Source organism: Mumia spirodelae (assembly GCF_050632745.1).
In the GTDB taxonomy this organism is placed as follows: Bacteria; Actinomycetota; Actinomycetes; order Propionibacteriales; family Nocardioidaceae; genus Mumia.
In genome coordinates this window covers 422,311-435,960 of sequence record NZ_JBODSD010000005.1, presented here as the reverse complement: position 1 = coordinate 435,960, position 13,650 = coordinate 422,311, and the positions used below count along the sequence as shown (strand labels likewise).

General features: G+C 72.9%; 11 protein-coding genes and 1 riboswitch. Of the genes, 9 read left to right on the top strand and 2 right to left on the bottom strand.

The genetic code is table 11. The annotated features are described in order from the left end of the window. Window positions 1-13 precede the first annotated feature (13 nt). Entirely contained in the window at window positions 14-1,747 is a 1,734-nt protein-coding gene (gene poxB / locus ACQSSQ_RS22295; protein WP_431329343.1) for a ubiquinone-dependent pyruvate dehydrogenase, read from the top strand. 21 nt (window positions 1,748-1,768) lie between these two features. On the opposite strand, the gene ACQSSQ_RS22290 is transcribed toward poxB, so the two are convergent. After that, complete coding sequence (locus ACQSSQ_RS22290; protein ID WP_431329342.1) at window positions 1,769-3,010, bottom strand: glycoside hydrolase family 3 N-terminal domain-containing protein; 1,242 nt, start codon at window positions 3,008-3,010, stop codon at window positions 1,769-1,771. Window positions 3,011-3,160: 150 nt separating this feature from the next. On the opposite strand from ACQSSQ_RS22290, the gene ACQSSQ_RS22285 reads away from it, so the two are divergent. The 8 genes from ACQSSQ_RS22285 to ACQSSQ_RS22250 all read left to right on the top strand — a co-directional run bounded on the left by ACQSSQ_RS22285 (window position 3,161) and on the right by ACQSSQ_RS22250 (window position 12,715). Next, window positions 3,161-4,726 (top strand): GGDEF domain-containing protein, encoded by a 1,566-nt coding sequence (locus ACQSSQ_RS22285; protein ID WP_431329341.1) that lies wholly within the window; start codon window positions 3,161-3,163, stop codon window positions 4,724-4,726. Between the two features lie 199 nt (window positions 4,727-4,925). After that, a complete protein-coding gene (locus ACQSSQ_RS22280; protein WP_431329340.1) occupies window positions 4,926-5,615 on the top strand; it encodes an NUDIX hydrolase in 690 nt (229 codons plus the stop codon). Between the two features lie 68 nt (window positions 5,616-5,683). Then, a complete protein-coding gene (nadA, locus tag ACQSSQ_RS22275) occupies window positions 5,684-6,952 on the top strand; it encodes a quinolinate synthase NadA (RefSeq protein WP_431329339.1) in 1,269 nt (422 codons plus the stop codon). After that, on the top strand, window positions 6,949-8,532 hold the full coding sequence (nadB, locus tag ACQSSQ_RS22270; protein ID WP_431329338.1) for an L-aspartate oxidase: 1,584 nt from the start codon (window positions 6,949-6,951) through the stop codon (window positions 8,530-8,532). Before nadA ends, nadB begins: the two co-directional genes overlap by 4 nt. Then, a complete protein-coding gene (gene nadC, locus ACQSSQ_RS22265; protein WP_431329337.1) occupies window positions 8,526-9,380 on the top strand; it encodes a carboxylating nicotinate-nucleotide diphosphorylase in 855 nt (284 codons plus the stop codon). Before nadB ends, nadC begins: the two co-directional genes overlap by 7 nt. Beyond that, complete coding sequence (locus ACQSSQ_RS22260; protein WP_431329336.1) at window positions 9,381-10,535, top strand: cysteine desulfurase family protein; 1,155 nt, start codon at window positions 9,381-9,383, stop codon at window positions 10,533-10,535. It begins immediately after the preceding gene. 344 nt (window positions 10,536-10,879) lie between these two features. Further along, window positions 10,880-11,043, top strand: a riboswitch (cyclic di-AMP (ydaO/yuaA leader). A gap of 6 nt (window positions 11,044-11,049) precedes the next feature. Then, window positions 11,050-11,607, top strand: a complete 558-nt coding sequence (locus ACQSSQ_RS22255; protein WP_431329335.1) for a C40 family peptidase — start codon at window positions 11,050-11,052, stop codon at window positions 11,605-11,607. Window positions 11,608-11,680: 73 nt separating this feature from the next. Beyond that, window positions 11,681-12,715, top strand: a complete 1,035-nt coding sequence (locus ACQSSQ_RS22250) for a DUF3048 domain-containing protein (RefSeq protein WP_431329334.1) — start codon at window positions 11,681-11,683, stop codon at window positions 12,713-12,715. Between the two features lie 122 nt (window positions 12,716-12,837). Here the strand turns inward: ACQSSQ_RS22250 and ACQSSQ_RS22245 are convergent, their stop codons facing one another. Continuing rightward, on the bottom strand, window positions 12,838-13,599 hold the full coding sequence (locus ACQSSQ_RS22245; RefSeq protein WP_431329333.1) for a MerR family transcriptional regulator: 762 nt from the start codon (window positions 13,597-13,599) through the stop codon (window positions 12,838-12,840). Between the last annotated feature and the right edge of the window lie 51 nt (window positions 13,600-13,650).

Sequence of the window (13,650 nt, the reverse complement as noted above, 5' to 3'; positions counted from 1 at the left end):
CCGGGGAGCGACGATGCCGAGCACAGCCGAGGTGATGATCGAGACGATCAAGGCGGCGGGCGCCAGACGGGTGTACGGACTGCCCGGTGACTCGCTCAACGCGTTCACCGAAGCGCTGCGCAAGGACGGCACGCTCGACTGGGTGCACGTGCGGCACGAGGAGGTCGCCGCCTTCGCCGCCGCCGCCGATGCGCACCTCACCGGGGAGGTCGCGGTCGTGGCGGCGAGCTGCGGACCGGGCAACCTCCACCTCATCAACGGGCTCTTCGACGCCCAGCGCAGCCGGGTGCCGGTCGTCGCGATCGCCTCGCACATCCCCAGCAGCGAGATCGGCACGGGCTACTTCCAGGAGACCCACCCGCAGGACCTGTTCCGGGAGTGCTCGGTCTACTGCGAGATGGCCGGCCTCCCCGAGCAGCTGCCGAGGATCCTCGAGATCGCGTTCCGTACGGCGGTGGCCGAGCGAGGCGTCGCGGTGGTCGTCGTGCCCGGCGACGTCATGCAGGCGGAGGCAGCGGGACGCCGTCCGCCGAAGGCGATCGAGCGGAGCCGCCCCCTCGTCGTACCGGCGAACACCGACCTCCTGCGTGCCGCGGCGATCCTCGACGGCGCCGAGCGCGTCACGATCCTCGCCGGTGCGGGGTGCGCCGGAGCGCACGACGAGCTGGTCACGGTGGCCGAGACGCTGAAGGCTCCGATCGTGCACGCGATGCGGGGGAAGGAGTACGTCGAGTACGACAACCCGTACGACGTGGGGATGACGGGGCTCCTCGGCTTCTCCTCGGGCTACCGCGCGATGGAGGCGTGCGACGTCCTGCTCATGCTCGGCACGGACTTCCCGTACCCGCAGTTCTTCCCCGAGGACGCGACGGTGATCCAGGTCGACCTGCGCGGCGAGCAGCTCGGACGGCGTACGCCGATCGACCTCGGGCTCGTCGGTGACGTCCGGGAGACGCTGCGCGCGCTGACGCCGCTGCTCGACCCCCGCAGCGACGACGCGCACCTGCGGAAGATGCTCGACCACTACGCCAAGACGCGGGCGGAGCTCGACGACCTCGCCGGACCGGGCAAGGACGGCCCGCTCCACCCGCAGTACGTCGCCCGCACCGTCTCGGACGCCGCGACCGCCGACGCGGTGTTCACGTGCGACGTGGGCACGCCGGTGATCTGGACCGCGCGCTACGTCGCGATGAACGGACGTCGCTCGATCGTCGGGTCCTTCACCCACGGGACCATGGCCAACGCGCTCGGCCACGCGATCGGGGCGCAGGCCGCCTACCCGGACCGGCAGGTGGTCGCGCTCTGCGGCGACGGCGGGCTGTCGATGCTGCTCGGGGACATGATCACGCTGGTCCAGCAGCAGCTCCCGGTGAAGATCGTGGTGTTCAACAACTCCGCCCTCGCCTTCGTCGAGCTCGAGATGAAGGCGGCGGGGATCGTGAACTTCGGCACCGGGCTCACCAACCCGAGCTTCGCGGCGATCGCTCGTGCGATGGGCATGCACGGGGAGCGGGTGGACCGTCCCGACCGGCTCCCGCACGCGATCTCGGAGGCCTTCGCCGCACCGGGGCCCGCCGTCGTCGAGGTGGTGGTCGCACGGCAGGAGCTGTCCATCCCGCCGACGGTGACGGCGGCGCAGGCCAAGGGCTTCACGCTGTACGCCCTCAAGACGGTGCTGTCAGGGCGCGGCGACGAGGTTCTCGACCTCGCCCGGACGAACGTGTTCCGGCGGTTGCGGGACCGCTGACGGCTCGGCGGGCTCGGCGGCTCAGCCGGCGGCGTGGTCGCGCTTGAGGGCGACCACGCGCGCGGCGGCCTCCTGCACCCGCGCCGCGAACGCCGGGTCCTTGCGCGCCTCGGCGACGACCGCCGCCGTCATCTCCGGCATCTGCGCCGGGTCGATCGCGAGGACGAGGTCGCCCCCGGCGCGCAGGAAGTCGACCGCGCGCTCCGCCGGCGAGCGGTCCTTGACCTGCTGGGCGGCAGACAGGTCGTCGGACATCACGACACCGTCGAACCCCATCCGGTCGCGGAGCAGGCCGGTGACGATCGGGCGGGAGAACGCCGCCGGCTCGCGCGGGTCGATGCGGTCGTACGTCGCCGTCGCCATCATCACCACGCGTGCTCCGGCGGCGATCGCGTCCGCGAACGGCTGGAGGTACGGGTCGGTGGACGTCGTCCGCGTGTCGTGCACGTCGTCGCTGGTGTCGGTGTTGGCGGTGACGCGGCCCAGCCCGGGGAAGTGCTTCACGGTGGCGACGACGCCCGCGTCCTCCATCCCGCCGAAGAACGCGAGCCCCTTGCTCGACACGACCTGCGGCGTGAAGCCGTACTGACGGTCGTACGCGCCGATCGGGGCGTTGCGCGGGGCGAACGCGGGGCTCGGGACCGTGTCGAGCACCGGTGCGAGGTTGAGGTCGACCCCGGCGGCGCGCAGCCGGCGCCCCCAGGTCGCCGCGCGGCTGCGCACGGTCGCGACGGACCACCTGCCCTGGGTGAGGGCGCTCGGGATGTCGCTGAACCCGCGGCCGCGCAGCACCTGCACCGCCCCGCCCTCCTGGTCCGTCGCGACGAGGAGCGGGATCGACCCGGTCGCGTCGTCGCTCACCGCGCCGCGGAGCGTGCGGACCACCCGGGCCGTCGTCGCGACGCCGTCGTCGCTGCGCCCGCGGAGCATGACGTTGCCCACGTGCTGCTCGCGGATCGACGCGAGCGTGGCGTCCTCCGCCGACGACGGGGAGGTCCCGGTCATGAACACCTGGCCGACGACCTGGGGGAGGGTGAGTCCGGCGAGTGCCGTGGGGGTGGCTGCGGACGGCGTCGCGGGGGGCGCGCTCGGGGTCCCGGTCGAGGCGCTCGGCGTGCTCGCGGAGCCGGTCGACGGCGACGCGCTCGACGTCTGCTCGCTCGTCCCCGCGCCGGGACGGGGCGAGGTGTCGGAGCAGCCGGTGATGACGAACGCGGCCGAGAGACCGAGCGCGAGACGGCGCGCCACTCGTGTGCTGCTCATCCGGCTCAGGCTAGTTGCTGCCGCTCGGGAGGTCGGTGGCGGCTTCGTGCAACCGGACCCCGCTGTGACCCTGGCATGCCGTTCTCTGAAAGCGGCCCTTGAAACGGACGATTGCGGCCATACTGACGGTGTGCTCGGGGAAGGAGTGCGATGACCTCAACCATCACGTCGTCGCATGCCGCACGTCTGACCACCGCGATGGCGGCGATCCGCGCGGGAGACGGTGACTCCGCCGTCGCCGCGATGAAGAACGTCCTCCGCGACGTCGGCCGTGATCCGTCGGAGCTGCGCGCCGCCGCCGAGTACGTCCTCGCCGTCGCCGCTGTCCAGGCCGGCACCATCGGGCAGGCGTCGCGCGCCGCGGCCGCCTGCCAGGCCGTGGGTCTCGCGCTGGACGAGCCCGGATGGGTCGCGATCGGGTGCGCCACCCGTGCGATCGCGGTGCTGCACGACAACCGTCCCGCCGATGCGGTCCAGGACCTGGTGCGTGCGGAGTACGAGCTGCGAGACGCCCACCAGGACGGCCTGCGCGGATGGGCGCACACGCACCTCGGCCAGGCGTACGAGAAGTTCGGGCTGTTCGAGCTCGCGGTCCCGCACTACGAGGCGGCGATGGGCATCGAGGAGCGCAAGCTCGACCTCGCCGGCTCCCGGGCGATCGACGCACGCAACCTGGCGACGGTGAACTACCACTGGGCCAAGGAGCTCGACATGCTGATGGAGCCCGACCTCCAGGAGGAGGTCGAGACCCGTCGGGCGGAGGTCGTGCGGTGGGCCGAGCGCTCGCTCGCGCTGGCCGACTCCGAGCACGTGGAGGGTGCGGTCTTCCCGCTCGCGCGCTACCTGCGGGCCGCCGCGGCGTGGCCGGCCGATCCTGCGCGCTGGATCGGTGAGCTTCACGTGTGCCGCAGCAACCTCGGCGCCACCCACGCCGGCTTCGAGATGGAGGCGACCGCCCTGCTCGCGGTGGCCTACGTGGAGGTCGGCGAGATCGCCGAGGCGCAGCGCGAGGCCCGCCGGGCGCTGATCCGGCTCGACGGGGTCGACGACCTCAACGTGCAGCGGTACGTGCGGTGGGCGACGCTGCGGGTCGCCGACGCGATGGGCTACCCGTCGGCGGGTGCCGGGCTCGGCTACGGGCGGAGCATCTCCTGGGCGTGGCGCCAGCAGCACCACAGCGACCTCGAGATGATGCGCGCCGCGATCGCCGGCTACGAGCGCTCGCGGGCGCACGACGCAGCGGTCCGCGCCGCCCGCGAGGACGCCCTCACGGGGCTGGGCAACCGCCGCGCCTTCGACGAGTGGATCGCCGACGCGGCCGCCTCGGAGTCCGACGTCAGCGTGGTCCTCGTCGACGTCGACCGGCTCAAGAAGCTGAACGACACCCACGGCCACGCGGTCGGTGACGACGCGCTCAAGGCGGTCGCCGACCTGATCCGCGGCAACATCCGCCGCGGCGACCGGGCGGCGCGGGTCGGTGGCGACGAGTTCGCGATCGTGCTCGCGTCGTCGGAGCCGGTCGAGGCGCAGCTGGTGATGGACCGCCTGCAGCTGGCCGCGCAGGTCGCCTCGCTGCAGCCGACGGTGAAGGCCGGGATCGGGCTCAGCATGGGGCTCGCCTCGTCGAGCGAGGGGCTGACGCCCGACGCGCTGTACGCGGTGGCGGACGCGCGGATGTACGAGGACAAGCGTCGCCGTTCCGGCGCGGTCGCCTGAGTCGTTCCGGCGCGGTCGCCTGAGTCGTTCCGGCGCGGTGGCCTGAGCCGTTCCGGCGCGGTCGCCTGAGCCGTACGCACCCTCCTCCTGTCTCACTCCCTGGACATCGGCATGCCGCTGTCGCGAGTAAGGGTGCTGGTGACTATTATGTGTTCAGGTCAAAGCGACCTTTACTGAGCCGCCTCGGAGGGAGGGGTCGATGTCCGGGATCGAGATCGCGGTCTCCACGGTGATCTTCGCGCTGCGCCACGACACCAGCACCGACCGCACGTCCTTGTGGATGCCCCTCGTCCGCCGGGTCCGCGAGCCGTACGAGGGCAGCTGGGCGCTGCCGGGCGGGCCGGTCCGCGAGGACGAGGACCTCTCCGACACCGCCCGCCGGACCCTCTCCGAGACGACGGCGCTCAGCCCGACGTACCTCGAGCAGCTCTACACCTTCGGTCACGTGGCCCGCGCCCCGCAGCCGGTGCCCGGCCCGCGCGTCATCTCCGTCGTCTACTGGGCGCTGGTGCGCCCGGAGGAGGCCGAGCGCAGCATCGAGGACGAGAACGTGGCCTGGCGTGCGGCAGACGACCCGCCCGCACTGGCCTTCGACCACTCGACGATCGTCGAGTACGCACTGTGGCGGCTGCGCACCAAGATGGAGTACTCACGGATCGCCCAGGCGTTCCTCGGCGAGACGTTCACCCTCGCCCAGCTGCGCCAGGTCTACGAGGTCGTGCTCCAGCGCACCCTCGATCCCGCCAACTTCCGTCGCCAGGTCGAGGCGAGCGGCGCCGTGGAGCCGACGGGGGACTACCTCGTGGGCGGCCGGCACCGGCCTCCGAAGCTCTACCGACATCGCGAGGCGAGCGACCTTGCGGACAACGGACCCCTCACGCGGCTGTGACCACCCGCGTCCTCCGCGGGTCCGCACCTCGCCGGCTCCCGCCGGCACCCTCCAGGAAGGCAACGAACATGACCTCTGTCGACACCGTCGTCCGCAGCGCGCCCGGCGCCACCTGCGCCCCGGACCTCGCCGACGGCCCCTGGACCTTCGACCTCGCCCCGCCGTCGTACGGACCCGGCGCCTCGATGGCCGACGCGATCCCCGCCGCCGCGCCCCGCCAAGGTGCGCTGCCCGCGGCGTACACGCAGATGTCCACCGAGGAGCTCGACGCGCGCATCCGTGCGGCGAAGGAGACGCTCGGCGACCGGCTCGTCATCCTCGGCCACTTCTACCAGCGCGACGAGGTCGTCAAGCACGCCGACTTCGTGGGCGACTCCTTCCAGCTCGCGAACGCGGCGCTGACCCGTCCCGACGCCGAGGCGATCGTCTTCTGCGGTGTCCACTTCATGGCCGAGACCGCCGACATCCTGTCGGGCCCGGAGCAGTCGGTGATCCTCCCGAACCTCGCGGCGGGCTGCTCGATGGCCGACATGGCCGACATCGACTCCGTGGAGCACGCCTGGGCCGAGCTCGAGGCGGTGTACGGGACGGAGCCGGACGCGGACGGGAAGGTGCCGGTGATCCCGGTGACCTACATGAACTCGTCGGCCGCGCTCAAGGGGTTCTGCGGAGACCACGGCGGCATCGTGTGCACCTCCTCGAACGCCGAGACCGTCCTGCGCTGGGCGTTCGAGCGGGCGCAGCGGGTCCTGTTCTTCCCCGACCAGCACCTCGGCCGCAACACCGCCAAGGCCATGGGCGTCAGCCTCGACGCGATGCCGATGTGGAACCCGCGCAAGCCGCTCGGCGGGAACGACGAGCAGAGCCTCCGCGACGCGAAGGTGCTGCTCTGGCACGGCTTCTGCTCGGTGCACAAGCGGTTCACCGTGGCGCAGATCGAGCAGGCACGTGCCGAGCACCCGGGAGTGCGCGTCATCGTCCACCCGGAGTGCCCGATGCCGGTGGTCGACGCCGCGGACGAGGCGGGCTCGACCGACTACATCCGCAAGGCCGTCGAAGCCGCGCCGGCCGGGACGACGTTCGCGATCGGCACCGAGATCAACCTCGTCCAGCGGCTCGCCGCGGAGCACCCCGAGCACACGATCTTCTGCCTCGACCCGGTGGTGTGCCCGTGCTCGACGATGTACCGGATCCACCCGGGCTACCTCGCCTGGGTGCTCGACGGCCTGCTCGACGGACGCGTCGAGAACAGGATCCAGGTGGACGCCCACGTCGCCGACGGTGCGCGCGTCGCGCTCGAGCGGATGCTCGCCGCCCGTCCTCCGGAGCGGGCATGACCGGCGGCGGCGGGTCGCGGCGCCTGCGCGTCGTCGTGGTCGGCAGCGGCATCGCCGGGATGACCGCGGCGGTCGAGGCGAGCGCGCACCACGAGGTCGTCCTCGTGACGAAGGGCGTGCTCGGCGAGGCCACCACACGGTACGCCCAGGGCGGCATCGCCGTCGTCCTCGACCCGGTGGCGCGTCCGGGGGTCGAGGACTCCGTCGCCGCGCACGTCGCGGACACGGTGACCGCCGGCGCGGGGCTCGTGGACCGCACCTCGGCGGAGGCCGTCTGCGGCGAGGGCCCTGAGGCGGTCGCCGCCCTGATGCGCTGGGGGACCCGCTTCGACCGGGTGGACGGCCGGCTCGCGCTCGGCCTGGAGGCGGCGCACTCCGCCCCCCGGATCCTGCACGCCGACGGGGACGCCACCGGCGCCGAGATCGTGCGCGCGCTGGCGGCGAAGGTCCGTGCGGGGGCGCTCATCGTGCGCGAGCACACGCTGGTCACGGACCTGACCCTCGACGGTGGCGCGGTCACGGGCGTCACGTGCGTCGGGGTCCCGAGCGGCCGTCCCTGGACCCTCGAGGCCGATGCCGTCATCCTCGCGACCGGTGGCGCGGGGCAGCTCTACGCCCACACCACCAACCCGGCCGTGGCGACCGGTGACGGGCTCGCCCTCGCGCTGCGGGCGGGAGCGGTGGTCACCGACGTCGAGATGTACCAGTTCCACCCGACCCGCCTGGCGGTCCCCGGAGGTGGGCTGATCTCCGAGGCCGTCCGTGGCGAGGGCGCCGTGCTGCGCGACCGCACGGGCCGGCGCTTCATGCGCGACGTCCACCCCGACGCCGAGCTGGCGCCGCGCGACGTCGTGGCCCGCGAGATCGCCCGCGTCATGCTCGAGCAGGACGGGGAGCCGGTGCTCCTCGACGCGACGCACCTGGGCGCGGACTTCCTCGCCGGCCGCTTCCCGGGGCTCGACGCCCGGTGCCGGGCCCACGGCCTGCGCTGGGGCGAGCAGCCGATCCCCGTCACGCCCGCGGCGCACTACTTCATGGGCGGGGTCCGGACCGACCTCGACGGGCGGTCCAGCGTTCCCGGCCTGTACGCCGTCGGCGAGGCGGCGTGCACCGGGCTGCACGGCGCCAACCGACTGGCGTCGAACTCGCTGCTCGAGGGGGCCGTGACCGCTCGCCGGTGCGCGGCGGCCCTCGGGGCGCCCGGGGTCGCCGTCTGGGACGGCGAGCCCACGCCGTACGCCGCGGAGCCGGTCGCGGGTACGGGCCAGGCCGCAGGCGACGCTCAGCCGATGGAGCGCCGCGAGCTGCAGGAGACCCTGTGGGTCGCCGCCGGCCTCGTCCGCGACGGCGCGACCCTGCAGGCGGCGGCCGACACCCTTGCCGGGTGGACCGCCGCCGTCGACGGCACGACCGCGGCGTACGAGGACGCCAACCTGCTCGAGGTCGCCCGCGTCGTGGTCATGGCGGCGCTCGCCCGCGAGGAGTCACGCGGCGCCCACTTCCGCAGCGACCACCCCGACCGTGACCCCGCCTTCGACCGCCACCTCTCGTGGGTGCGGAAGGGAGACCCCGCATGCTGACCGACGCGCTCATCACCGCCGCGGTGGAGGCGGCGCTCCAGGAGGACGCGCCGTGGGGGGACGTGACAGGCGAGGTCCTGGTGCCCGCCGACGCCGTGGCGACCGCACGGATGGTGTCGCGACAGGCGGGCGTCCTCGCCGGCGCAGCGGTCGTGGCCGCGACGTTCGCCGCGGTCGACCCTCGGATCGCGGTCCGGGTCGAGCGTGCCGACGGCGACGTCCTCGAGCCGGGGACCGTCGTCGCGACCGTCGTAGGCCCCGCCCGCGGGGTCCTGCGGGGGGAGCGGGTCGCCCTCAACTTCGCCCAGCGGATGTCAGGCATCGCGACCCAGACCCGGGCGTACGTCGACGCCGTCGCCGGCACCGGCGCGCGCATCGTCGACACCCGCAAGACGACGCCGGGGCTGCGCGCGTTCGAGAAGTACGCCGTGCGGTGCGGAGGGGGCCACAACCACCGCTTCTCGCTCTCGGACGCCGTGATGGCCAAGGACAACCACCTGGCGCTCCTCGGTGACGACCCCGAGCGCATCACCGCTGCGCTCCGTGCGGCTCGTGCGGCGCTGCCGCACACCGTGCACCTCGAGGTCGAGGTCGACCGGCTGGACCAGCTCGACGCCGTCCTCGCCGCCGACGTCGACACCGTGCTGCTGGACAACTTCTCGGTCGAGGATCTGCGCACCGGCGTCGAGAAGGTCGCCGGACGGGCGCTCGTGGAGGCCAGCGGCGGGATCACGCTCCCGGGGATCCGGGAGGTCGCGCTCACCGGCGTCGACCTCATCGCGGTCGGTGCGCTCACCCACAGCGTGACCGCCCTCGACCTCGGGCTGGACGTCGCGGTGGCGGTCTGAGTGCGCTACCTCGACGCGGCTGCGACGACGCCCGTGCGGCGGGAGGTGCTCGAGGCGATGTGGCCGTACCTGACCGGGGAGTTCGGCAACCCGTCGAGCCACCACGGGCTGGGTGACGCCGCGGCGCGTGCGCTCGAAGGCGCGCGTGCCGACGTCGCGGCGGCGCTGGGTGCCCGCCCGGCGGAGATCGTGTGGACCTCCGGCGGCACCGAGGCGGACAACCTCGCCGTCAAGGGGCTGGCGCTGGCCCGGCCGCGGGACCGGCACGTCGTCACGACGCGGATCGAGCACCCCGCTGTGCTCGAGGCGTGCGACCACCTGGTGCGGCTGCACGGGTTCAGGGTCGACCTGCTCGACGTGGACGCGGACGGCGTCGTCGACCTCGCTCAGGCCGAGCGGGTGATCGGTCCCGGCACGACCCTCGTGTCGGTGATGCTGGCCAACAACGAGATCGGCACCGTGCAGCCGGTCGCCGAGGTCGCGGCGCTGGCGCGGCGGCACGGCGCGCTCGTGCACACCGACGCCGTGCAGGCCGTCGGCTCGGTGGTCGTCGACCCGCAGCGCCTCGGCGTCGACGCGCTCACCGTGAGCGGTCACAAGCTCGGAGCACCGAAGGGGAGCGGTGCGCTCTGGGTACGGCGTGGGCTGGCGCTCGAGCCGCTGGTGCACGGCGGTGGCCAGGAACGCGGCCGCCGGTCCGGGACCGAGAACGTCGCGGCCGCGGTCGGTCTCGCGACCGCGCTCCGCCTGGCGGTGACGACGACGCCGGACGGCCCGCGCCCGAGCGGGCCCGTCGCGGAGCTCGCCGCCGCGCGGGACGCGTTCGTCCGCGAGGTTCTCGCCGGTGCCGACGGCGCCGTGCTCACCGGGCACCCGACCGAGCGGCTGCCCGGTCATGCGTCCTTCTGCTTCCCCGGGACCTCGGGGGAGGTTGTGCTGCTCGGGCTGGAGCAGGACCACGGCATCGTCTGCTCGAGCGGGTCGGCGTGCGCCGCGGGGTCGGACGAGCCGTCGGAGGTGCTCCTCGCGCTGGGCGTCGTGCCGGAGGTGGCGCGGACCGCCGTGCGCTTCACGGCGGCGTCTCCGGCCGACTTCGAGGGTGTCGCCGGCGCCGTCGTGGACGCGGTCCGTCGGGTGCGCGCCCTGGCCGGCTGAGGGCCCGCGGACCGGTCGGCGCGCGTGCTCACGCCGCACGATCGGGGCCCGATCGTCGCAAGGATCGTGATGTGCCCGTGATGGACTTCGGACAAACTGTGACGAGGGTCACATTCCACCCATGTAACCCCTGCGATACCAGGCGAGGCGACCTGGACAGGTGACCAAGGTCTCCGCGTGGTGAGTTCGGGCGATTTGTGGGGTTACGGGACTGTGCCTATGGTGGCTCGCGGTCCGACCCGGGCCATCACAACCTCATAACGGGCCCGACCGGGACGCGACCTGGTCAGGGCCGGACAACTGAACATCGTGTGTGGGTAACGCCCAGTCCTGCCCGCCTGCACACGCCCCCATCACCGACACCACCGACGGGCAGGAGCGGAGGAACCAACTCTGCACGAAGACCTTGGCGGTCATGCGTGCTCGGGGTGAATCCCTCACGAGGGAGGGGCCATTCCTTTCGGCCCTAATCCGACAGCTCACTTCGTAGGCGTGGAAGGGAACCACGTCCAACATGCTCGCGTCCCCCCGGAAGCAGCGTCTTTTCGCGCTGCCGATCGCTCTGTCCGCTGCCGCTGCGATGGTCGTCACGACCGCGCCGCAGGCCAGCGCCACCACCTCCACCACCACGAGCACCACCGCCGCCAAGACCACGGCGGCAGCGAAGCTCTCGACGGCCAAGGCGAAGCGGCTCGCCGCGAAGAAGCGTCGCGCCGGCCGCATCGTGAAGGCCACGCGCGTCGCCGCGCGCCAGAAGGGCGACCCGTACCGCTACGGCGCGTCGGGCCCCGGCTCGTTCGACTGCTCGGGCCTGACGTCGTACTCGTTCCGCAAGGCCGGCGTGCGGCTGCCCCGCACGGCGAACGCGCAGTACCACCGCGTCCGCCACATCAAGAAGAAGAACATCCGCAAGGGCGACCTCGTCTTCTTCGGTGGATCCCGCAAGTACCACGTGGGCATCTACTGGGGGAAGGGCCGCATCCTTCACTCGCCGTACTCCGGCAGCCGTGTGAAGGTCGAGCGGATCTGGACCCGCGGCTGGTCGGCCGGCACGCTGCGCCTGCGCGCCTGACCTGACCGACACGCATCACGAAACAGCAGGGCCGGTGCCTCGAGGGGTGCCGGCCCTGCTCCACCATGGAAGCATGCCCGTGAGCCTTCACCCCCGTACCGCGGTCCGTGCGACTCTCGTCGCGGCCGCCCTCGTCCTCGCGACCGCCTGCTCGGGCGGCGAGGAGCCGAAGACCCCCGAGACGCCGTCCCCCACGACCGCCGACGCCGCCCGCAAGGCCGCCACGCTGGTCCGCGCCAACCCGTTCACGGGGCAGGCCGCGGCCAAGGGCCTGCCCGAGCACCCGGCCTTCCTCGTGAAGATCGAGAACACCGACGCGGGCGCGCCGCAGTACGGCCTGTCGCAGGCCGACCTGGTGTTCGAGGAGCTGGTCGAGGGAGGGCTGACGCGCCTCGCGGCGTTCTTCTACACCGAGACCCCGACCAAGGTCGGTCACGTCCGCTCGACCCGCACGACCGACATCGCGATCGTGAAGCCGACCGGCGGTCAGCTGATCGCCTCCGGCGGCGCCGGCGTGGCGGTCCGCAAGATCAAGGCTGCCGGCGTCGACTTCCACAGCGAGGACACGGGCAACCTGACGCTGTCGCGCGACCCGGGCAAGCGCGCGCCGTACGACCGGCTGCTGAACCTGGACGCGTACGCGCAGAAGCAGAGCTCGGCGAAGGCCGCGGTGCCGCCGCCGTACCTGCCGTTCAGCGCGACCCCGACCGCGGGCACCGCCAAGGCGACCTCCTTCGACGTCCGCTTCTCGCGCGGCTCGGCGACACGCTGGCAGTACGCGTCGGGCGCGTACAAGCGGGTCAACGGGCACGCGCAGAAGGGCAAGGACTTCACTCCGAGCACCGTCCTGGTCCTCTTCACGCGCCAGGCCGACGCGGGCTACCGCGACCCGGCCGGCAACCCGGTCCCGGAGACCGTGTTCACCGGGGGCGGCAAGGCCGTCGTCCTCAGCGGCGGCAAGGTCCTCAACGCGCGCTGGAGCAAGAAGAACGCGGCGGCACCGATCCGGCTCGCGGCCGGCGGCAAGCCCGTGACGCTCAAGCCGGGCAAGGTCTTCGTCGAGCTGGTGCCGCAGGGCGCCGGCGGCGTCACCGTGCGGTCGCGCTGACGCGAGGAAGGTCACACGTCGCTGCCCTCCGGTGCGGAGAGCGGCTCGCCTAGCATCGACAGCAGAGCTTCGGCCCCACCTGACGGTCCCTCCCTCCAGCGTCGGGTGGGGCCGATCTCTGTCTAGGGCGTCTGCTTCTCGTCGCCGAGCGCGGCGAGCTCCTCGCCGAGGGCGTCGTCGATCGCGTGCGCGAGCTCGTCGCGGAACACCGCGACCACGGCCTGCGCCGCGACGGGCAGCAGGTTGGCGATCGAGGTGACGACCTCCTGCCACTGGTCGTCGGGCATGCCCTTGTGGACGAACGGCTGCCAGATGTCGTGACGCACGCGGCCGACCAGGTCGTCGGCGACGGCCCGCAGCGGCGTGGACAGCGAGGGGAGGAGCTCGAGGACGGTCTCCGGCTCCAGGCCGAGCGAGATGGCGGCGACGCCGGCGCGGACGACGTCGGGGCGGCTGACCTCGAGGGTGTCCTCGTCGACGATGCGGGCGAGGCCGCGGTCGACGAGCTTCTGGGCCAGATCTGCGTCGCGGGCGATGCCGGCCATCGCCGTCAGCCGGTCGCGCGACATGAGCTCGCTCTCGGGCTCGCGCGCGAGGGGCGAGTCGAGCACCGTGATGAGGTCGAGCGCGTAGTCGGCCGTCGTGGACGTCTTGTCCTGCAGCGCCTTCTCGACCGCCTGCAGCGTGTAGCCGCGGTCGAGGAGGCTGCGCACGAGCTGGAGCTGGTTGACGTGGGACTGCGTGTAGTAGCCGGTGCGACCCTCGAGGCGCGGCGGCGCGAGCAGTCCCCGGCTGGCGTACGCCCGGACGTTGCGCACGGTCATCCCGACCCGTGACGCGAGCTCGTCGACGGTGAGCTCCTCCTCGTGTTCGGTGTCGGCCATCTCGTCCTCTGTGTCGCTGTGCAGGTTCGGTCATCCTACGGCCTGGGCAGC

Coding starts and splice junctions, on each gene's coding strand:
- poxB (WP_431329343.1), top strand. CDS start 14: ATGCCGAGCACAGCCGAGGTGATGATCGAGACGATCAAGGCGGCGGGC.
- ACQSSQ_RS22290 (WP_431329342.1), bottom strand. CDS start 3,010: ATGAGCAGCACACGAGTGGCGCGCCGTCTCGCGCTCGGTCTCTCGGCC.
- ACQSSQ_RS22285 (WP_431329341.1), top strand. CDS start 3,161: ATGACCTCAACCATCACGTCGTCGCATGCCGCACGTCTGACCACCGCG.
- ACQSSQ_RS22280 (WP_431329340.1), top strand. CDS start 4,926: ATGTCCGGGATCGAGATCGCGGTCTCCACGGTGATCTTCGCGCTGCGC.
- nadA (WP_431329339.1), top strand. CDS start 5,684: ATGACCTCTGTCGACACCGTCGTCCGCAGCGCGCCCGGCGCCACCTGC.
- nadB (WP_431329338.1), top strand. CDS start 6,949: ATGACCGGCGGCGGCGGGTCGCGGCGCCTGCGCGTCGTCGTGGTCGGC.
- nadC (WP_431329337.1), top strand. CDS start 8,526: ATGCTGACCGACGCGCTCATCACCGCCGCGGTGGAGGCGGCGCTCCAG.
- ACQSSQ_RS22255 (WP_431329335.1), top strand. CDS start 11,050: ATGCTCGCGTCCCCCCGGAAGCAGCGTCTTTTCGCGCTGCCGATCGCT.
- ACQSSQ_RS22250 (WP_431329334.1), top strand. CDS start 11,681: ATGCCCGTGAGCCTTCACCCCCGTACCGCGGTCCGTGCGACTCTCGTC.
- ACQSSQ_RS22245 (WP_431329333.1), bottom strand. CDS start 13,599: ATGGCCGACACCGAACACGAGGAGGAGCTCACCGTCGACGAGCTCGCG.